Origin of the sequence: Thermosynechococcus sp. B3 (genome assembly GCF_030323045.1) — a bacterium.
Taxonomy (GTDB): Bacteria; Cyanobacteriota; Cyanobacteriia; order Thermosynechococcales; family Thermosynechococcaceae; genus Thermosynechococcus.
Genome location: NZ_CP097584.1, coordinates 334,422 through 352,280, shown reverse-complemented (window position 1 = coordinate 352,280; position 17,859 = coordinate 334,422). Strand labels below are relative to the sequence as shown.

Below are 17,859 nucleotides of genomic sequence, written 5' to 3'. Positions count from 1 at the left end.
TTAGACCTTTTGGCTATAGGCGGTTAGGGGTTCTTTGATCCAACGAATATAGAGATGTTTGAAGGTGGATTTGAGGACACGCGGCGCGCCAAAGTCAATGGGCATCATCTGCTGCGGCAGTTGCCAATCCCGAATCGCCAATTCATGGGGCTGTGCCAAGGGAAAGTCAATCTCACTGAGGTCATAGTTGTAGCCAAGGGCGGTGGCGGCACGCTGGGTGGGAACGCGATCCGGATCAACATTCAGAACCGCCACAAGAGCGCGATCGAGGGCAAAGACATCGCGACTGGCACCCAAAATATTCAGGGGGCGCGGCGTTCCCCCACTGGGGCCATTGCCTTCATGGCCGATAATGCCATCCACAATCGTGAGGTCGGGGGCGATCGCCCGTGCAGTTTCCACGAGCATGCGGCCAAAGCGATCGGCATCCTTGCCGGCTTCCATATGCCACCATGCCTTCATTTTGCCGGGGACACAGCCAAAGAGATTCTTGACCCCAAGGGTGAGGGTGAGTTGCACATGGGATTTGACCTTGGGTAGGTTAATGACGACATCGGCGGCCATCGCTTCTTTGCTCAGGCGCAGGTGAGCAAATTCAGGATTGGCGGTGGCATAGCGATCGCCATGGAATTCAATGACCGGTAAATTCAATTCCTGAATAAAGGGCAAATAGCCATTGTTGCGGGCGACCCCCAATGCCGAGCCAAAGGCAGGTCCATCCCCTAGGAAGGGTTGTCCCCCCACCGCCTGCACCATTTTGGCAACGCAATAGACCAGTTCTGGGCGAGTGACGCATTCGTGTTTTGGTCGTGCGCCGGTGAGTAAATTCGGCTTGAGCAGCACGCGATCGCCCGGTTTGACGATCGCCGCCATTCCCCCCAAGGGCGCTAGGAGTTCCTCAAGGGATGCACTGAGACGGTCAAGGTCATAGGATGTTGCCCGCAGTAAACTCACGCTTGGCATCGGAGGCTCCTTGTCACTGGCATTGTTTCTCAACAGTGTGCCACAAAGATAAAATTGAGGCTTTGCAATCCCTGCCCAATGATCCTCTCAAACCAACATTAGATGATGAGAAAGCTGCAAAAAGATACGATAGAGAAGAGAAATGTCTGCTAACGAGCGATCGCGAATGCCCCAAGGCCTTGAGTCAGAATTTCGGCAGCAGGTGGATCGCCTGCATCGCTTTACCGTTCTCATGCGCTGGAGTGTGGTGCTCTTTCTTTGGCTGACGGTTGGCACATTGAGTCTCTGGGGCTTCCGTTATGAAATTAGCCTGATGCGGGAGCATTTTACGTGGGCAGCGTTGCGTTATGGCATTCTCTTCAATCGGCTGCCGGCGATCGGTTTGGCGCTGTGCATTGGCATGACCCTGAGCGTTCTCTACTGGCAGACCCGCAACATTTTCTGGGGCAGATCCCCCAAGTGGCAGCAACGCCTAGAAAAACAAGTCCTGCGCATTCGTCAACAGGGGCAACGCCATCCCCTATGGCATTGGGTGTGTCGGCAGTAGCAAATCCCCCAGAGGTGCCGGCACCGGCAAAATAATGAGCAATAGCAACACCAGTGCCATCAAGCCAAGGGCATCGCGCCAGTTATCCAATTCACTGACATCATTGAGGGCAGGTTCATCAAAGGCAGGCATAAAGAAGAGGATCAAGGCCCAGACAAAGAGCCACGGTTGAATAAAGGAGAGAATCAGCACCAGTAAACGGCTGACTTGGCCAATGACTGCCCCCGCCCGATGACCATACATCGCATGGACAATGTGCCCCCCATCCAATTGACCCACCGGCATCAAGTTCAAAGCCGTCACCACCAAGCCCAGCACCCCCGCCACTGCCATCGGATGGAGGTGTAGCGCACTATCACTCTTGAGGGCAGCGCCAAAAATGGCTTTGGCAATCAGGGCAAAGAGAAGCGAAATGCGGGGACTAAACACTTGGGGATTGAGGGGCTGCTCGGAAGCATTGGCGGGCAGTTGTACCACCTCGGACTGCTGTAGTCCCCAAACTAGAATCGGTAGCGTCACGAGCAATCCCGCAAGGGGACCCGCCATACTGATGTCAAAGAGGGCACGGCGATGGGGAACGGGCGATCGCATCTGGATAAAGGCCCCCAGTGTGCCCATGGCAAAGGGGAGAGGAATAAAGTAGGGCAGCGTTGCTTTGACGCGGTAATACCACGCGGTGGCAAAGTGTCCCAGTTCATGGATGCCCAAAATCAACAGCAGACTGACACTGTAGGGCAACCCCTGCCAGAGCAAACTGGGATTGAGTCGCAGCTCCGCCGCCGTCAGATCAGGCGCCACGAGTGCCAAGCCAGCAACGGTGGTGGTGAGAAAGGTTAAGGCAAGTAGGCCAAGGCTAAGACCGGGACGAAAAAGCTGTTGGGGCTGGGGCAGGCGATCGCGAGGAATCAAGGCAAAAAAGGGCTTATTACTCAAACCCATTTGAAACATGACCAGAAAGCGATCGCCAAAGCGTTGGGCAATATTGCGCTCCACGGTTTCATAGACTTGGTTGGCATCCCCGCGCATTTGCCCCCGGCAGATCACCGCCTGCGGACGATACTCAATTTGTTGCAGATAGTACATGCCCCAAGGGAAACAGCTCTGCAATTGCGTTTCTTCATCCTGATTGAGGAGCTTGCCATTTTCCGTCGGTGTGGGCGGTGGGGGTGTGGGTGGTGCCGCTGGTAAGGAGGGCTGGCCTCGGCGCAAAAGCACAAGATAGAGCACCGAACTGGTGACAAAAACAAGGATCAACCATCCCGACGGCACAGGGGTATTCCCTAAAAGCAGCATCCAACCCCCAATAAAAAATGCTGGCAACATCAGCACCAGCCATAGGAGCCACCAAGGGGTTTGACTGACACGGGCAGCACTCTGGCGGACAATAAACACCAAGATCAAACCCAATACAATAAGGGAAATCCATGTCATGATTTCGATACCTGTGGCTCAACAACAGAAACCGCCCCGCCTTGTATTGCCCATGGTTTACGGGTTTCCACCAAACCGCGAGACGCTGGGAGGCACTGCTTATCTCATTGTAGAAAATGATGGCAATACCCTTATTGATTCCCCCCCTTGGACAGAGAGCAGCCAAAATTGGCTCAGGGAGCAGGGTGGCGTTCAGCGCCTCATCCTTACCCATCGAGGGGCGATCGCCCGCGTTCGTGAGCTGCAGCGCACCTTTAACTGTGAAGTGATCATCCATGCCCAAGAGGCCTACCTGCTGCCCCAAGTGGCCGTGACCACCTTTGGGAACCATCTGCAAGTCAGTGAAACCCTCGAAATCCTCTGGACACCCGGTCACTCCCCCGGCAGCGCCTGTGTCTATTGGTCTGGCCAAGGGGGTGTTCTCTTTAGCGGTCGTCACCTACTCCCTACGCCGACGGGAGAACTGGCACCGATGAAAACGGCGACCACCTTCCACTGGCCTCGACAACTGCGCAGTGTTGAGACATTAAAAGCCTTTTGTCGGCAGAAGTCCCTGAGTTATCTCTGTCCGGGGGCAAATATTGGTTTTCTGCGGGGGACACTGGCGATCGCCAATGCCCAAGCCATTCTGCAAGAAATCCCTGTTGATAACCTTTTGGCTAACAAGGTTTAATGTTTGCTTAATTTCCCTATCAGGATAATACAGGTTCGGGAAAAGGAACTTGGAGAGATCGTTAAACCCCACTTGGATCAAGACTTGCATCCTCTATAGTGAAGGTAGGCAGAGGGAATAAGCCCAAGCAATACCAAGGGAAACAAAAACAAAGTTAATTGTTGGTGCTGTTCTCTCTGTAAATCATCCCGTGGGCAATCTAAAACCTTAAGGAATACAGGAGGATAAGCGTATGGCACTCGTTCGTTGGGAACCGTTCCGCGAAATCGATGCGCTACAACGCCAAATGAACCGTCTATTTGATGAATTGATTCCCTTGACCGAACGTCGCAGCGATCTCAGCTTCCTGCCGGCAGCCGAACTCGAAGAAACCCCTGATGCTTTGCTTCTAAAAATTGAACTGCCCGGCATGGAGGCCAAAGACCTCGACATTCAAGTGACGGCGGATGCGGTCTCTGTCAGTGGCGAACGCAAATCTGAAAGCCAAAGCGAAAGCAATGGTATCAAACGCACCGAATTCCGCTACGGTAAATTCCAACGGGTCATTCCTCTGCCAGTGCGGATTCAAAACACCGATGTCAAGGCCGAATACAAAGATGGCATCTTGCACCTGACCCTGCCGAAAGCGGAAGAAGAGAAAAACCGCGTCGTCAAAGTGAACCTTGGCTAATCCGCCATTCTCTCGGCCAAACGGTCAAGGTTGTTGAACAGATGATGAAGCTCCCCCAGCAATGGGGGATTTATTTTGGGCGTCAGTGTAAGGTGAGCAAAAACTATGAAGCGAAGGCCACCTCAACCAGTTGTTGCAACTCACCACTTTGGTATAGCTCAATGAGAATGTCCGAGCCACCAATAAACTCACCATTGATAAACACTTGGGGAATCGTTGGCCAGTTGGAATACTCCTTAATCCCTTGGCGAATCTCAAAATCCTCAAGGACATCCACCGTTTCATAGGGAACACCGAGGGCATTCAGGATTTGCACCGCATTGTTGGAAAACCCGCATTGGGGCATGAGCTTGCTGCCCTTCATAAAGACAATGATTTTGTTGCTTTTGACGAGGTGATCAATTTTGGCGTGGAGTTCGGGTGTCATCGTTGGCTTTCCCTCTTGAGTTCACAAGTTACAAAAGAACAGCAATAGATTGCATTCTAAATCACTGGCGTTGTGCCCATTGCTGGGGGGTATAGGTCTTGAGGGCAAGGGCGTGGAGTTCATTGCTGGCCATGAGATCCTTAAGGCTGCTATAGACCAATTGGTGCTGCTGCACCAGTCGCTTACCCTCAAAGGCGGCAGAGACCACTACAGCTTCGTAATGATCGCCACCCCCGGTCAAATCTTGCACTTGCACAAAGGCATCGGGCAAGCTGGATTGAATTAAGGTGGTCAGTTGTTCAGGGGTAACCATAGATAATTATTTATTCCTGACTGGAATTAAGAACCAGTTAATCTATCTCTTTAGTCTATCGCTAAATGTTAAGTTGTTGAGGTCTGGAGGGGATGGCACTGACGGAGGGCACGCACCAAGTCTTCAAGGTTAATGGGCTTGCTCACATAGTCGTCCATACCTGCATCCAAGCAAAGCTGGCGATCGCTCTCCATGGCATTGGCGGTCATGGCAATAATTCGCGGACGGGGTTGGTTCAGCTGTTGAAACAGATTAATCACCTCACGGGTAGCCGTTATCCCATCCATCTCCGGCATCTGCATATCCATCAAAATCACATCGTAGGGCTGCCGTTGCACCGCATCCAGCACCTCCAAACCATTGGCAGCAATATCACCGCGATAGCCCAATTTTTCTAAGATGCGCAGTGCCACCATTTGATTGACTTTGTTGTCCTCGGCAATGAGAATCCGCAGCGGCGGCAGACCAGCTTTTAAGTCTTCAAAGGATAGGGCAGCCGCTGGCTTAGGCGATACCGTTGTCGGCTCTTGGCCAAATAAATGGTTAAGGACATTGTACAGGGTGGACTGTTTGACCGGCTTGCTGATCAGGGCAGAGAATAAAGCAGTTTCCGACTCTGGCAGTGTATTGCCCAGGGAGGTTAGCAGAATCAGGGGCAATTGCGTGTAGGTGGCGCGAATTTTACGAGCAAGGGAAATGCCATCCATCTCCGGCATTTGCAGATCTAAAATGGCCACATCCGGCAGGGCTTGTTGTTGAAGAAGCACAAGGGCCTTGGGGCCACTCTCAGCCACAAGGGGGTGCATTTTCCAGTTTTTGGTTTGTAGGGCCAAAATTTGACGGTTGGTGGCATTGTCATCCACAATGAGCACGCGCCGATTTTCAAGATGGCCGACCCCCCTGCTCTCTTTGGCAATGGCCCGCGGATTGACGAGAAATTTGACAGTAAAGTAAAAAACAGAGCCACTTTCTTCAATTGGGATCGATTCATAGTTGGCTGGGGGTGTGCCGCCAACGGCCAAAGGATCTGTAGCCGTTTTACTTTCTACCCAAATTTGCCCCCCCATATGCTCCACAAGGCGTTGACAAATGACAAGACCCAAACCTGTGCCGCCGTAGTGGCGAGTGGTTGAGGCATCCACTTGCATAAAGGGCTGAAAGAGGCGAGCCATGCCCGTTGGCGAAATGCCGATGCCCGTATCCTGAATGGCAAACCAGTAGGAGTAATAGCAGGGCATAAACTCATACTGGCTCATTGGTGCAGGCATGCCCTTAAGGTAGAGGGTCACATTGCCACCTTGGGTAAATTTGATGGCATTGCCCATGAGATTCACCAAGACCTGCCGCAGTCGCCCCATATCACCAATGACCTCATAGGGAATCCCTGGCTCAATATGGGCAGCTAGTTCCACCTGGCGATCGCTGGCTCGACTGGCCAAAAGGTCGAGGACTTCTTCGACACAGTCACACAGGTTGAAGGGATAGCTCTCTAACTGCAGCTTGCCCGACTCAATCTTAGAGAAATCGAGAATATCATTGATGATGGCAAGTAGGGCATCACCACTGAGGCGAATGGTGTTGACAAATTCCCGCTGTTGGGGATTGAGGGGGGTATCCAGCAGTAATCCAGTGAGGCCAATGATGGCATTCATTGGGGTGCGAATTTCATGGCTCATGGTGGCCAAAAATTCACTCTTGGCCCGGCTGGCTTCCTCGGCAGCCCTACGCGCTTGCTCTAGGAATTCCTGCTGCTGGATCATTTGGGAGATGTCTTCCCAGGTGCCAACAAAGCGATCTTTGCCACGGCTTTGCTGCAGAGGAATAATCCGCGCCCTAATCCAGCGACTACTGCCGTCTTCTTGAACCACCCGGAAGCGCTCGTTGAGGGGTACCCTCTTTCGCTGGCAGCCGGCCCATGCCTTCAAGACGCGATCGCGATCCTCAGGGTGCAGGCGTTCTATCCACTGTTGTTCGGCTTCCTCCAGACTGTTGACGCCCAACAGGTCTAGAAGTGCCTGATTCAAAAAGGTGGGTCGTCCCTCGGCATCTAGAGTAAAAATGCCCACCGGCGCCATTTTGCTGACACTACGAAAGCGCGCTTCACTTGACCTTAGGAGTTCTCGCAATTCCTCTTTGCGCTGGCGATCGCGGGCAATGATCAAGAGAGCACCAGCCGCCAAAACGGATAGGGCAGCAAAGAGGACAAGGAACTCCTGGTGGAGGCGGCGGCTGTATTGCGCCAACAGGGTGTCAGAAAGCCGCGAAACCAGCCACCAACGGGTGCTGCTCGAGTCCCTAGCCGAATTGGTTGCTCGATCAGCAGAGAGGTAGTTGGCCTTTAGGGGAAAAAAGGCTTGATAGACAAATAGCCCCTGGGGGCTCAATAGGCTGCCTCGAGGCCGTCGTTGCATTTGTTGCCACAGCAGCGGATATTGATTGCGGATCGTAAACTGCTGTCGCTCAGGATAATGGAATCCCCATTCTTGGTGATTATTTTCTGCAATGAACCAATAGCCTTGGTCATCTGCTAGGAGACAGCTGCTGTTCCCTAGATTGCAATTGTTGATCAACTGATTGAGAAGGTGGCTGGCGCGGTAACGAACCAGCAAAACCCCCCTTGGTGCTGCTTTTTGGTACAGGGGTACCCCAATATACAAAACAGGTTGAGCCAAGCTGATACCAGTGCCCTCTATTATATCCAAGGGGGAAATAAAAATCTGGTTGGGGGTCAATCGCTGTAGGATAGGCCAGTAGCGGTCAATTGTCTTGGTCGCAGCGGCATCCGTCGCTTTGGGTGTTGCATGCCACTGAAAACGCACCCTGCCCTCTGGATCAAGAAAATAAAATTGATCATAGTGTTTTTTGAGGTGTTGCCATGCTGCCAGTCCTGCCTTTGCCTTTTCGTGAGCCTCTTCCCCAGCAGAAGCCTCCATTAAATTAGACAACACCTGCAGTGCCATCAAAGCTCTCAACTCTTCAACCGCGTCATCCAAGATCATTCTTAGGAGCAGCCGGCTGCGCTCTAGTTTATACTCCTCTTGCAGTTGTAAGTCCTTAAGAAGGGCGTGGCGTTGGCTAAAATAGAGGGGTGTTAACAGAGCGGCAATGACTGCTGTTGTGGGCAAAAATAACTTAATGAAAGAGAAAAGAGGAAAGCGAAACATGGACGTTCTCGCTGGCGGTGAGGATGATTTTTCCTGATCAACAGGGAGATGCCGGTACAGCGCCCATTCATTAGTGTATCGTGGGGAATGGAGTTCATGGTTAAAAGGGGTGTAAGGCCATGATTGAACCTTTACTGTGTGGCATTGTGCTGGGGCTAATTCCAGTCACATTAGCGGGCTTGTTCTTTGCTGCCTACCAGCAGTACAAGCGCGGCAGTCAATTTGAGACCTAGGTTGAGGGGTAAACTAAAGCCTGATTCTGCAAACAACACGCCTATGGCTTTGCCCGTTGTTGCCGTTGTAGGACGCCCCAATGTGGGCAAGTCCACCTTTGTCAATCGCTTGGCCGGGGAACGGGATGCCATTGTCCACGATCAGCCCGGTGTAACCCGCGATCGCACCTACCGCCCAGCCTTTTGGCGCGATCGGGAGTTCTTGGTGGTGGATACCGGCGGACTCGTCTTTGACGATGACAGTGAGTTTCTCCCCCTGATTCGCCAACAGGCGGAACTGGCTCTGCAGGAGGCAACAGCTGCAATTTTAGTGGTAGATGGCCAAGCAGGACCCACTGCCCTGGACTATGAGATTGCGGCTTGGTTGCGACAGCATCCTGTTCCTGTTTTACTGGCGGTCAACAAATGCGAATCTCCTCAAATGGGTCAGGCGCAGGCGGCAGAATTTTGGGCGCTGGGTCTAGGGGAACCCTACCCCATTTCCAGTATTCATGGCAGCGGTACGGGGGAATTGCTGGATCAGTTGATGACCCACTTACCCGCAGCGGCAACGCTCCCCGAGGCGCCGGAAATTCAGGTGGCCATTGCTGGGCGTCCCAATGTGGGCAAATCCAGTTTGCTCAATGCCTTGATTGGGAGCGATCGCGCTATTGTCAGTCCGATTTCAGGTACCACCCGTGACGCCATTGATACCGTGATTGAACACAATGGCACCCAGTACCGCTTCATTGATACCGCCGGCATTCGTAAGCGGAGTCATGTGGCCTACGGGCCTGAGATGTTTAGCGTCCACCGAGCTTTTAAGGCCATTCATCGCTCTGATGTGGTGCTTCTGGTTTTAGATGCCTTGGAAGAAATTACCGAACAGGATCAGCGCCTTGCCGGTCACATTGCCGATCAAGGACGAGCCTGTGTGCTGATCATGAACAAGTGGGATGCCGTTCCCGAAAAGGATACCTATACGATCAATACCTATCGCGATCGCCTGTATCAGCGGCTGCATTTTCTGGAGTGGGCAGAGGCTCTCTTTGTGAGCGCAAAGACAGGTCAACGCCTCGAGAAAATTTTTGCCGCTGTGGATGCGGCAGTTGAACAACATCGTCGCCGCGTCAGTACGGCAGTGGTCAATGAAGTCATCCAAGAAGCTCTGCGCTGGCATACGCCCCCCGCGACTCGCCAAGGCCGCCAGGGGAAAATCTACTACGCCACCCAAGTGGCCACCCAGCCGCCAACATTTGCGATTTTTGTCAACGATGCCAAACTCTTCAAGGACAACTATCGCCGCTACATTGAAGGGCAAATTCGCCAACAACTGGGATTTCGAGGCACCCCCATTCGTCTCCTTTGGCGCAGTAAGAAACCTCGTGAAGCTGCTGAGTTAGTTGCCCGTTAGGGTTGGCGTTCAACTTTTTTCACCAAACTAAACTTCCCACTCTGGCCATCCTCACTCATCTCAATCTGGCCAACGTAAAAGAAGCGTTGCAGCACTTCGCCTTCAGGGGTAAAGCGAATTTCCCCAAGGGGGGTTTCATAGACTCCCTTGAGAATCTCTTGATTCAAGGCCTGACGCAAATCAGCAAGGGGCAATTCCGACAGGTTCTTTTCTTGAGACAGTCGTGCCAAGGAGTCCGCAAAGACTTGAACTGCCGTAAAGGCTTGAGCACTGAATTGAGAGGGGGCTTGACGATATTTGGCTGTAAAGGCGTCGCGAAACTTGACATTCATGGGATCGGGGTTTTCGGGATTATAGGCCTGCGCCACCAGAACGCCATTGCAGAGGCGACGACAAACGGGGAAGAGGTTGACTGTGTTGACGCCATTCCCGCCCAAAATTAGACCTTGGTAGCCCAATTCCCGTAGTTGACGAATGAGATTACCGCCGTCTGCTGCTAAGCCGGAGATAACAATTAAATCAGGTTTGAGATTGAGGGTGGCATTGATTTGGGCTTGGAAGTTGGTATCCGTGGTTTGGGTCTGCTGGACAGTCACCAATTCAAGCTTGGGGTTCTCGCGAATGGCCTTTTGAAAAATCTCAGTTTCTGAGCGACTAAAGGCATCGTCTTGGGCAAAAAAGACCGCCACTCGGCGAATGTTGGGATTAATCTCAAGGGCTGCTTGAATTGCCGTGGGCGCCACCACATCCACCCCTGCGGAGACGCGACTAATGAAGGCACCGATTTCGGGAATGCCACGGGCGGTGTTGGAAGGAGCCACCACGGGGACACCAGCCTGCTCGGCAATAGGATCGGCACTAAAAGCCTGCTGCGAGAGGGTGGGGCCAACAATGCCAATCACGCGATCGCGATTGATTAAGGTTTGAAAAACATTCACTGCCCCCGCTTCATCACTGCCGGTATCCTGAATCACCAGCCGTAGGGTCTGCCCCTTGATCTGGCCGGCTTGGTTGAAAAACTCCCCGGCGACTTGCACCCCCTGTAGAGCCTCTTGGCCGTAGAGAGCAGCATTACCGGTTTGAGCGAGGGCAACCCCAAGGGGTAATGAATTGTTGCTTACTGAGGGAGACTCCGTTGCGGTACAGCTACTGAGGGCGATCGCCCCTAGTGCAAGTAATAACCAGCGATACTTCCCCGCCAATTAGACCCGTGCCTCCAAGGACTTCAGGTATTCCGTATTCACCCCGGACTCGCGCACAAGGGCAATCTTCCCGGTGCGGGCAATTTCGCGAATCCCAAATTTATTGAGCATTTGGACAATGGCCACCATCTTGCCGGGGTCACCCGACACCTCAATAGTCAGGGAATCATCCGATACATCTACCACCTTGGCACGGAAAATTTGTACCAGCTCAAGAATTTCAGAGCGGGTGCTGGCGGTGGCATTCACCTTCAAGAGCATCAGTTCCCGTTCCACACAGGGAATCGTGGTAATATCCTGCACCTTGAGGACATTGATCAGCTTGTAGAGTTGCTTGGTCAATTGCTCAATGATGGCATCGTCGCCGGGCACGACCATCGTAATGCGGGAGATGCCAATTTGCTCCGCAGGGCCTACCGCTAAGCTCTCAATGTTAAAGCCACGCCGCGCAAATAAACCGGCAATGCGAGTGAGCACACCCGCCTCATCTTCCACTAAAACCGATAGGGTATGTTTCATAACTGGGATTGAATCTTGCTGCCATGCTGGGATGCTGATTCTCTCTAGTTTAGCGGACAAGCTGACACTCTGCGAAGAGGCGCTGGGCAATGCGAAAGAGTTCCTGCCCAGTGTGCAAATAGCGATCGTCGTAACTGTGGCTAAATTGCTCTAGCTCATCAAGACCATCCACCAGTTGATTCAAACAGTAATAGAGGTGGGCTGCCACCTTGGCCACAGCAGCGGGGTTGGGTTGGGCTTGGAACGTATAGCGGGCGCGGGTGAGGGCGCGACGACAGTCCTGCAAGTAGGTAAGGAAGTGATCCATGAGGTCATCATCAAAGGGATCAGCCGCAAGGGCATCAATCTGGCGGGGGAGCGATCGCAAGACCGCCTCAATAATCCGACTCACGGGGTTGTAGGTGAGGGTCAGCCATTGCTCTAGCTCGCGATCGGCCGCTTGGGAACGCTGCACATCAGGCTGAGCGGTTGTTTGCTGGACACGGTGCTGGGCATCATAGGCCTGCCGACACTGCTCATCCCCCAAGATTTCATAGGCGGCGTTAATGGCGGCCATCCGCTCATGGCTGGAGCGATCGCTAGGATGGTAGTCGGGGTGATACTGCTTGACTAAGCGGCGATAAGCGGCCTTAATCTCGGCTTGGGTCGCCGTTACTGCCACCTGTAGTGTCACGTAGGGATTGGGCTGGGACATCGAAATGGTGAGAAGACCTCCATATTTAGGTTAAAGTGCTGATTTGGCGGTGTCGAGAAATGGTTATCTATGGAACTGCAAGAACGCCTTGGGGGAGTCAATATCTATCTTGTGGGCATGATGGGTGCCGGTAAAACCACTACGGGTCGGATACTGGCCCAACGTTTGGGCTACGGGTTTGTGGATACAGATGCAGTGATTACGGAGTTTCGCCAACGACCGATTCGCGAGATCTTTGCCCAAGAGGGGGAGGCTGCTTTTCGGGAGTTGGAACAACAGGTCTTAGCACAAGTCTCTAGTTACCATCATTTGGTCGTGGCCACCGGTGGCGGCATTGTCCTCAACCCGATGAACTGGAGTTATTTGCGCCATGGCATTGTCGTCTGGCTTCATGTCCCCCTTGCGGTGCTCTGTCAGCGCCTGCGCCAAGATCAGGAACGTCCCCTGTTGCAGGATCAGCCCCTTGAGGAACGCTTGAGTGAACTGCTGCAAGCGCGTCAATACCTCTATGCGCAGGCGGATTTAGAACTGGCGATTACGGCTGAGGATACCCCGCAAACGGTGTGCGATCGCCTGTGGGAAACCCTCCCCAATATCTTGAAACCCATAGAGCCATCATGCTAGAAGTTCTAGCGATTCTTTCAGCAGCAGCGGCCGGCGGGCTACGACTGGCACTGCCCCTCCTGTTGATTGGTCTATTGCAGGGGGAACAACTGTGGTCACAGGTGCCTTTACTGCGCCATTTTTCCCCCTATGGCGTGGTTGGTGTGTTAGCCGCTTGGTCGTTTCTGGAGATCTTCCTGTCCCGCAATGTCTGGGGCTACCGCCTGATTATCCTTGTACAACTGTGCTTTAGCCCCCTTGTGGGTGCCCTCCTTGGCATGACCGTGGCAACAGCAACAGAGACACCGCAGTGGCTCATTGGTACCCTGAGTGGTCTTTTTGCCTTTGTGTTGCAATTGGTGCAGGTGGGTTGGTTTTATCGGCTGGGGAAGTTACCCCGCTGGGTGATTGTCGGGCAGGATATCCTGTGTATGCTGTTAATTTTATTTGCCCTCAGGGCACCCAAGCAGGGCGGGTTAATTGCCTTACTCCTGTTGTGGTTGGCCGTTCGCAGTGCTAAGGATTGGCAACAACGACATCAGCGCTCCCGCCGCCAACGGCTAAATTCCTAGGACTTGTGCTAAAGTCTCTCTAGCGTGGCAGGAGGATGTGAATGTGAACCAGCAAGCATTGATCGCAACAGCAATGATTAGTGCGGCGCTTACCAGCGGTGCTGCTTTTGCCATGCCCTCCCCCATGCAGCAACTGGTGCAAACCAATGCTTGTCCCGGCTGTGATCTGCGGAATGTCGATTTACGGGGCTATAACTTAGCAGGGGCAAATTTGCGCGGCGCCAATCTTCAGGGCGCCAACCTCCAAGATACTAACCTCATGGTGGCCAATTTGGTCGGGACGAATCTGAGTAATGCCAACCTCACCGCCGCTTATTTAGAACGAACTAACCTAGAACAGGCCAATCTCAGTGGTGCTAACCTGAGCCGTGCGATTTTGCGCCATAGTCGTGCCCGCCGTGCCAATTTCAACAACAGCAACTTAACGGGAGCCGATGTCCGCTATGGGGATTTTCGCCGCGCCAATCTCAACGGTGCCACTTTTGAGCAAGCCAATATGCAGTGGGCACGGTTAAACAATGCCACTGTCAGTCAGACCAACTTTAGCGATGCTTACCGTCCCCGTATGCCCTATCGCCTCAATCTCCACTAGGCGCTAGGGGTGGCGCTCATCAGTTCGTAGGGAACCTTTGTGCCTCCAAGGCCGCAGTAGCCATTGACATTGCGATGGAGATATTGCTGGTGGTAGGGTTCGGCAAAGTAAAATTCAGGCGCTGGTAGAATTTCAGTGGTGATCGTGCCATAACCGGCGGCTTTTAGGGCTGCTTGGTAGCGATCGCGACTGGCCTCGGCAAGGGCTTTTTGCTCAGGGGAATAGTAGTAAATACCGGAGCGATACTGCGTCCCCACATCATTGCCTTGGCGCATGCCTTGGGTGGGGTCATGGTTTTCCCAAAAGACCTTCAGCAATTCTTCATAGGTCACCTTCTGGGGGTCAAAGACCACGCGCACCACCTCGTTGTGACCTGTCATGCCCGTGCACACCTCCTCATAGGTGGGATTGGGGGTATAGCCGCCAGCATAGCCCACAGCGGTGACATAGACCCCCGGCACCTGCCAAAACTTGCGCTCAGCTCCCCAAAAACAGCCCATACCAAACATGGCTAACTCCATGCCTTCGGGATAGGGAGGGGTGAGGGGATGACCATTCACAAGATGAGCCTCTGGCACGGGCATGGGTTCTGCTCGGCCGGGTAGAGCGGCACTGGGGCTAGGCATTGTCAACTTTTTGAATCCGAAGAATCCCATGGCTGATGTCCACTCGATAGTTCACTACGCTTTTATATTCTGACGAGCTTTTGGGGAGTCGTGCCAGAAGTCACAGCGTTCTAGTTTGCTGCTTGCTGACGCTCCCATTCCTGTAGGGGGCGCTGGAGGGCATTTTTAAGATCAAGGGGCACGAGGGTCACCGTCATTTTTTCGCGCGGTTCCGCTGGCGGGTCAATTTCCGCGTAGAGCTTGAGGCCGTCAAAGGTGGTGTCCCCCAAGTGTAAACGGTGCTGCTGGCCATCTTTAAGGGTGATATCCACAGTGGCCATAGGGGGTGCTAGGCCATAGTCGGCCGCACGGGCTACAGGCACCTGCAGCGAGCGATCGCGCTGACCAGTGGTTAACAGGTTTAATAGGAACACAACCGTCCCTTCCTCTGCGGGGGTTTGCTTTTCCCGATCAATCACCCAGTGACCTGTAACCAACTTTCTCAGGTTTAGGCTGTAATCAGGGGTAATAATTTTCAGTGCCACCACATCCCCTTCTTGAAAGCCAAACAGAGGTTTTTTTGCCGCTGTATCAGTGCTATTGGGAGTAGGCAGTTGTTGTTCAAAAAGATAGAGGCCACCACCCAAAATGGCTGCCGTTGCTAAAAGAACTAGCGTTTGTGTGCGGATGCCAGTTGCCATAACCTATCAATTATAGACTCATTGATAGGGAAGACCCTCAAACCCCTTGGCGCAACTTATCCAGCACTGAGCGATCTTCCAATGTTGAAGTATCCCCAGCCACCTCTTGGCCAGCCGCAAGAGAACGCAGGAGCCGCCGCATGATTTTGCCCGATCGCGTTTTGGGCAGGGCATCCGTAAAGCGAATCTCCGCCGGCCGTGCCAAGGCACCAATTTCATTGACAACGTGCTGCTTTAATTCCTGTTGGAGAGCATCGCTGGGGGTAGCCGACCCTTCAAGAATCACAAAGGCAACGATTTCTTCCCCTTTGACCTCGTCGGGTTTACCGACAACGGCTGCTTCAGCAACAGCAGGATGGGACACCAATGCCGATTCAATTTCCATGGTGCCCAAGCGGTGACCGGAGACATTGATCACATCGTCAACCCGTCCCATCACCCAAAAGTAGCCATCTTCATCCTTGCGGGCACCATCACCGGTAAAGTAAACGTACTGGCCATCGCGAGGCGGAATGTGTTCCCAATAGGTGCGGCGGAAGCGATCGGGATCCCCATACACTGTGCGCATCATCCCCGGCCAAGGGTGACGAATCACCAGATAGCCGCCCTCGTTGACGCCGACAGGGTTACCCTCGAGATCCACGACATCAGCCAGGATCCCCGGAAAGGGCTTGGTGGCAGAGCCGGGTTTCATCGGAATCGCCCCCGGCAGTGAGGTGATCATGTGCCCCCCTGTTTCTGTTTGCCACCACGTATCCACAATGGGACAGCGCTCACCGCCAATGACCCGGTAGTACCACATCCATGCTTCGGGGTTAATAGGTTCACCCACGGTTCCCAAGAGGCGCAAAGAAGAGAGGTTCCGTGCGCGGGGCAAGTGTTCGCCCATTTTAATGAAGGCACGAATAGCCGTGGGAGCTGTGTAGAAAATAGTCACCCCATACTTCTCAATCACATCCCAGAAGCAACCGGGATTGGAGGCGCGGGGTGCCCCTTCATACATGAGGGTGGTTGCCCCATTGGACAGCGGCCCATAGACAATGTAGCTGTGACCCGTAATCCAGCCAACATCAGCGGTACACCAATAGACATCGCTCTCTTGGAGGTCAAAGACCCATTGAGTGGTGATGTGGGTGTAGAGGTTGTAACCCGCTGTGGTGTGGACAACGCCTTTGGGTTTGCCGGTGGAGCCAGAGGTGTAGAGAATAAAGAGTAAATCTTCGCTGTCCATGGGTTCGGCAGGACAGTCAGCGCTGACCCCCTTTTGCAGATCATGCCACCAGTGATCGCGACCGGGCACCATGGTCACTGGCTGCTGCGTGCGCTGCACCACCAAGACATGTTCAACGCTGGGAACCGCCTGATTGGCTAGGGCTTTGTCCACTTGATCCTTGAGGGGCACAATGGCATCTTTGCGCCAGCCACCGTCAGCCGTAACCACCAGCTTGGCTTGGGCATCAATGAGGCGATCGCGCAAGGCTTCGGCACTAAACCCCCCAAAGACCACTGAGTGGGGGGCGCCAATCCGTGCACAGGCCAACATGGCAATGGCTGCCTCTGGAATCATCGGCATATAAATACCGACGCGATCGCCCTTTTTCACCCCCAGTTGCTTGAGGACATTGGCAAATTGGCAGACTTCGCGGTGCAGTTGGGCATAGGTGAGGGTGCGGCTATCGCCGGGTTCTCCTTCCCAGATCAAGGCTGCTTTATTCTTGCGCCAAGTCTTGAGGTGGCGATCCAAGCAGTTGTAGGTGATGTTGATTTTGCCATTGACAAACCACTTGGCATTGGGGGGCTGCCAATCCAGCACCTGATCCCAAGGTTGAAACCACTCTAATTCCTGTTGTGCCAATTCGCCCCAAAAGGCAGCGGGATCGGCTTTGGCCTTTTCGTAGAGGGTATTGTAGGCCTCAAGGGAATTGATCCGCGCCTTGGCCACAAAATCAGCGGGGGGATAAAAAAGGCGGTTTTCCTGAAGAATGGATTCAATTGTGGGATGACTCATCCGTTTTATCCGTGGCAGCAAGATCTATCATAGGGGCGATCGCTCCCCTGCTGAAGAGTATTACCGTTGAATCCAATCCAAGCCAATCCCCCGCGCCATCATCGCTGCCAAAAAGGGAATGGCACTGAGAAAGGCCAATTCAGCCCGAATCACCCAAGTCAAACGCTGCACAGTCGGTAACTCGAGGGTGGGAGCCTTCTCTTCCCGCAGCGGTTTAATCCACAGTAGAAAAGAGATTGTTGGATACAGCGACAATAGCCCCACCAAAATAAATAAGCCTACCTTGAGGTGAAAGATGGGGTTGGCCAAATAATATTCAGTGCCTTTGCCAAAATAGAGAACCCGCAAAATGCCCGTGACAAGAACAGTCACCGCAGCAATGCCATAGAGGGCATCCGTAATCACTAATCGCCAAGCCTGTTTAAGGTCTATATCCTTGCGCAGGGTGAGGTGCTCCACCACAAGGGCAGCAAAAGCCACCATAAAGCTGAGGTAGTGCAGATAGGCGATCGCGGCACTGCTCCAAAGGGTGTTCATCCGATAGCGTTC

General features: G+C 53.3%; 20 protein-coding genes. 8 read left to right on the top strand and 12 right to left on the bottom strand.

Annotated elements, in window-relative coordinates; genetic code table 11:
• Entirely contained in the window at positions 1-963 is a 963-nt protein-coding gene (locus M0646_RS01725) for a DUF362 domain-containing protein (protein ID WP_286626318.1), read from the bottom strand.
• Positions 964-1,105: 142 nt separating this feature from the next.
• Between M0646_RS01725 and M0646_RS01720 the strand changes: the two genes are divergently transcribed.
• Complete coding sequence (locus tag M0646_RS01720) at positions 1,106-1,510, top strand: hypothetical protein (protein ID WP_149817595.1); 405 nt, start codon at positions 1,106-1,108, stop codon at positions 1,508-1,510.
• Here M0646_RS01720 and M0646_RS01715 read toward each other — a convergent pair.
• A complete protein-coding gene (locus M0646_RS01715; RefSeq protein ID WP_286626317.1) occupies positions 1,484-2,941 on the bottom strand; it encodes a site-2 protease family protein in 1,458 nt (485 codons plus the stop codon). The two genes, M0646_RS01720 and M0646_RS01715, sit on opposite strands and share 27 nt — an antisense overlap.
• On the opposite strand from M0646_RS01715, the gene M0646_RS01710 reads away from it, so the two are divergent.
• Positions 2,940-3,614: an MBL fold metallo-hydrolase gene (locus M0646_RS01710; RefSeq protein WP_149817593.1), complete on the top strand. Its 675-nt coding sequence runs from the start codon at positions 2,940-2,942 to the stop codon at positions 3,612-3,614. The two genes, M0646_RS01715 and M0646_RS01710, sit on opposite strands and share 2 nt — an antisense overlap.
• A 232-nt stretch (positions 3,615-3,846) precedes the next feature.
• On the top strand, positions 3,847-4,284 hold the full coding sequence (locus M0646_RS01705; protein ID WP_206201444.1) for an Hsp20/alpha crystallin family protein: 438 nt from the start codon (positions 3,847-3,849) through the stop codon (positions 4,282-4,284).
• Between the two features lie 103 nt (positions 4,285-4,387).
• On the opposite strand, the gene grxD is transcribed toward M0646_RS01705, so the two are convergent.
• The 3 genes from grxD to M0646_RS01690 all read right to left on the bottom strand — a co-directional run bounded on the left by grxD (position 4,388) and on the right by M0646_RS01690 (position 8,188).
• Positions 4,388-4,711 (bottom strand): Grx4 family monothiol glutaredoxin, encoded by a 324-nt coding sequence (grxD, locus tag M0646_RS01700; protein WP_149817591.1) that lies wholly within the window; start codon positions 4,709-4,711, stop codon positions 4,388-4,390.
• Between the two features lie 61 nt (positions 4,712-4,772).
• The gene (locus M0646_RS01695) at positions 4,773-5,024 is read right to left on the bottom strand and encodes a BolA family protein (RefSeq protein WP_149817589.1); all 252 of its coding nucleotides are present in this window, start codon (positions 5,022-5,024) and stop codon (positions 4,773-4,775) included.
• A gap of 68 nt (positions 5,025-5,092) precedes the next feature.
• A complete protein-coding gene (locus M0646_RS01690) occupies positions 5,093-8,188 on the bottom strand; it encodes a response regulator (protein WP_286649802.1) in 3,096 nt (1,031 codons plus the stop codon).
• A 119-nt stretch (positions 8,189-8,307) separates the two neighbouring features.
• Here M0646_RS01690 and petG point away from each other — a divergent pair, with 119 nt between their 5' ends.
• Positions 8,308-8,421 (top strand): cytochrome b6-f complex subunit V, encoded by a 114-nt coding sequence (gene petG, locus M0646_RS01685; protein ID WP_149817584.1) that lies wholly within the window; start codon positions 8,308-8,310, stop codon positions 8,419-8,421.
• 43 nt (positions 8,422-8,464) lie between these two features.
• On the top strand, positions 8,465-9,814 hold the full coding sequence (gene der / locus M0646_RS01680) for a ribosome biogenesis GTPase Der (RefSeq protein WP_286649801.1): 1,350 nt from the start codon (positions 8,465-8,467) through the stop codon (positions 9,812-9,814).
• Here the strand turns inward: der and M0646_RS01675 are convergent.
• The 3 genes from M0646_RS01675 to M0646_RS01665 are packed head-to-tail and all read right to left on the bottom strand — an operon-like array spanning position 9,811 to position 12,229.
• Positions 9,811-11,016, bottom strand: coding sequence for an ABC transporter substrate-binding protein (locus M0646_RS01675; protein WP_286649800.1), 1,206 nt, complete (start codon positions 11,014-11,016; stop codon positions 9,811-9,813). The two genes, der and M0646_RS01675, sit on opposite strands and share 4 nt — an antisense overlap.
• Positions 11,017-11,535, bottom strand: coding sequence for an acetolactate synthase small subunit (gene ilvN, locus M0646_RS01670; RefSeq protein ID WP_149817577.1), 519 nt, complete (start codon positions 11,533-11,535; stop codon positions 11,017-11,019).
• A gap of 49 nt (positions 11,536-11,584) precedes the next feature.
• Complete coding sequence (locus tag M0646_RS01665; protein ID WP_206201448.1) at positions 11,585-12,229, bottom strand: J domain-containing protein; 645 nt, start codon at positions 12,227-12,229, stop codon at positions 11,585-11,587.
• Between the two features lie 69 nt (positions 12,230-12,298).
• Between M0646_RS01665 and M0646_RS01660 the strand changes: the two genes are divergently transcribed.
• Genes M0646_RS01660 through M0646_RS01650 form a run of 3 tightly spaced genes read left to right on the top strand, consistent with a single transcriptional unit; the run spans position 12,299 to position 13,996 of the window.
• Positions 12,299-12,853: a shikimate kinase gene (locus M0646_RS01660; protein WP_149817573.1), complete on the top strand. Its 555-nt coding sequence runs from the start codon at positions 12,299-12,301 to the stop codon at positions 12,851-12,853.
• Entirely contained in the window at positions 12,847-13,404 is a 558-nt protein-coding gene (locus M0646_RS01655) for a DUF4126 domain-containing protein (RefSeq protein ID WP_149817571.1), read from the top strand. Before M0646_RS01660 ends, M0646_RS01655 begins: the two co-directional genes overlap by 7 nt.
• A gap of 43 nt (positions 13,405-13,447) precedes the next feature.
• Entirely contained in the window at positions 13,448-13,996 is a 549-nt protein-coding gene (locus tag M0646_RS01650; protein WP_286649799.1) for a pentapeptide repeat-containing protein, read from the top strand.
• Here the strand turns inward: M0646_RS01650 and msrA are convergent.
• The 4 genes from msrA to M0646_RS01630 all read right to left on the bottom strand — a co-directional run bounded on the left by msrA (position 13,993) and on the right by M0646_RS01630 (position 17,847).
• Positions 13,993-14,652: a peptide-methionine (S)-S-oxide reductase MsrA gene (msrA, locus tag M0646_RS01645; RefSeq protein WP_149817567.1), complete on the bottom strand. Its 660-nt coding sequence runs from the start codon at positions 14,650-14,652 to the stop codon at positions 13,993-13,995. The two genes, M0646_RS01650 and msrA, sit on opposite strands and share 4 nt — an antisense overlap.
• A gap of 80 nt (positions 14,653-14,732) precedes the next feature.
• Positions 14,733-15,302 (bottom strand): DUF4340 domain-containing protein, encoded by a 570-nt coding sequence (locus M0646_RS01640; RefSeq protein WP_149817565.1) that lies wholly within the window; start codon positions 15,300-15,302, stop codon positions 14,733-14,735.
• A gap of 37 nt (positions 15,303-15,339) precedes the next feature.
• Positions 15,340-17,310 carry an acetate--CoA ligase gene (acs, locus tag M0646_RS01635; RefSeq protein ID WP_286649798.1) on the bottom strand — a complete coding sequence of 657 codons (1,971 nt, stop codon included), beginning with the start codon at positions 17,308-17,310 and terminating at the stop codon, positions 15,340-15,342.
• Positions 17,311-17,370: 60 nt separating this feature from the next.
• The gene (locus tag M0646_RS01630; protein ID WP_190278294.1) at positions 17,371-17,847 is read right to left on the bottom strand and encodes a DUF2214 family protein; all 477 of its coding nucleotides are present in this window, start codon (positions 17,845-17,847) and stop codon (positions 17,371-17,373) included.
• Between the last annotated feature and the right edge of the window lie 12 nt (positions 17,848-17,859).

What these genes read in the sequence shown, in the direction of transcription:
- M0646_RS01725 (WP_286626318.1), bottom strand. Translation starts at nt 963, where the DNA reads ATGCCAAGCGTGAGTTTACTGCGGGCAACATCCTATGACCTTGACCGT.
- M0646_RS01720 (WP_149817595.1), top strand. Translation starts at nt 1,106, where the DNA reads ATGTCTGCTAACGAGCGATCGCGAATGCCCCAAGGCCTTGAGTCAGAA.
- M0646_RS01710 (WP_149817593.1), top strand. Translation starts at nt 2,940, where the DNA reads ATGATTTCGATACCTGTGGCTCAACAACAGAAACCGCCCCGCCTTGTA.
- M0646_RS01715 (WP_286626317.1), bottom strand. Translation starts at nt 2,941, where the DNA reads ATGACATGGATTTCCCTTATTGTATTGGGTTTGATCTTGGTGTTTATT.
- M0646_RS01705 (WP_206201444.1), top strand. Translation starts at nt 3,847, where the DNA reads ATGGCACTCGTTCGTTGGGAACCGTTCCGCGAAATCGATGCGCTACAA.
- grxD (WP_149817591.1), bottom strand. Translation starts at nt 4,711, where the DNA reads ATGACACCCGAACTCCACGCCAAAATTGATCACCTCGTCAAAAGCAAC.
- M0646_RS01695 (WP_149817589.1), bottom strand. Translation starts at nt 5,024, where the DNA reads ATGGTTACCCCTGAACAACTGACCACCTTAATTCAATCCAGCTTGCCC.
- M0646_RS01690 (WP_286649802.1), bottom strand. Translation starts at nt 8,188, where the DNA reads ATGTTTCGCTTTCCTCTTTTCTCTTTCATTAAGTTATTTTTGCCCACA.
- petG (WP_149817584.1), top strand. Translation starts at nt 8,308, where the DNA reads ATGATTGAACCTTTACTGTGTGGCATTGTGCTGGGGCTAATTCCAGTC.
- der (WP_286649801.1), top strand. Translation starts at nt 8,465, where the DNA reads ATGGCTTTGCCCGTTGTTGCCGTTGTAGGACGCCCCAATGTGGGCAAG.
- ilvN (WP_149817577.1), bottom strand. Translation starts at nt 11,535, where the DNA reads ATGAAACATACCCTATCGGTTTTAGTGGAAGATGAGGCGGGTGTGCTC.
- M0646_RS01665 (WP_206201448.1), bottom strand. Translation starts at nt 12,229, where the DNA reads ATGTCCCAGCCCAATCCCTACGTGACACTACAGGTGGCAGTAACGGCG.
- M0646_RS01660 (WP_149817573.1), top strand. Translation starts at nt 12,299, where the DNA reads ATGGAACTGCAAGAACGCCTTGGGGGAGTCAATATCTATCTTGTGGGC.
- M0646_RS01655 (WP_149817571.1), top strand. Translation starts at nt 12,847, where the DNA reads ATGCTAGAAGTTCTAGCGATTCTTTCAGCAGCAGCGGCCGGCGGGCTA.
- msrA (WP_149817567.1), bottom strand. Translation starts at nt 14,652, where the DNA reads ATGGGATTCTTCGGATTCAAAAAGTTGACAATGCCTAGCCCCAGTGCC.
- M0646_RS01640 (WP_149817565.1), bottom strand. Translation starts at nt 15,302, where the DNA reads ATGGCAACTGGCATCCGCACACAAACGCTAGTTCTTTTAGCAACGGCA.
- acs (WP_286649798.1), bottom strand. Translation starts at nt 17,310, where the DNA reads ATGAGTCATCCCACAATTGAATCCATTCTTCAGGAAAACCGCCTTTTT.
- M0646_RS01630 (WP_190278294.1), bottom strand. Translation starts at nt 17,847, where the DNA reads ATGAACACCCTTTGGAGCAGTGCCGCGATCGCCTATCTGCACTACCTC.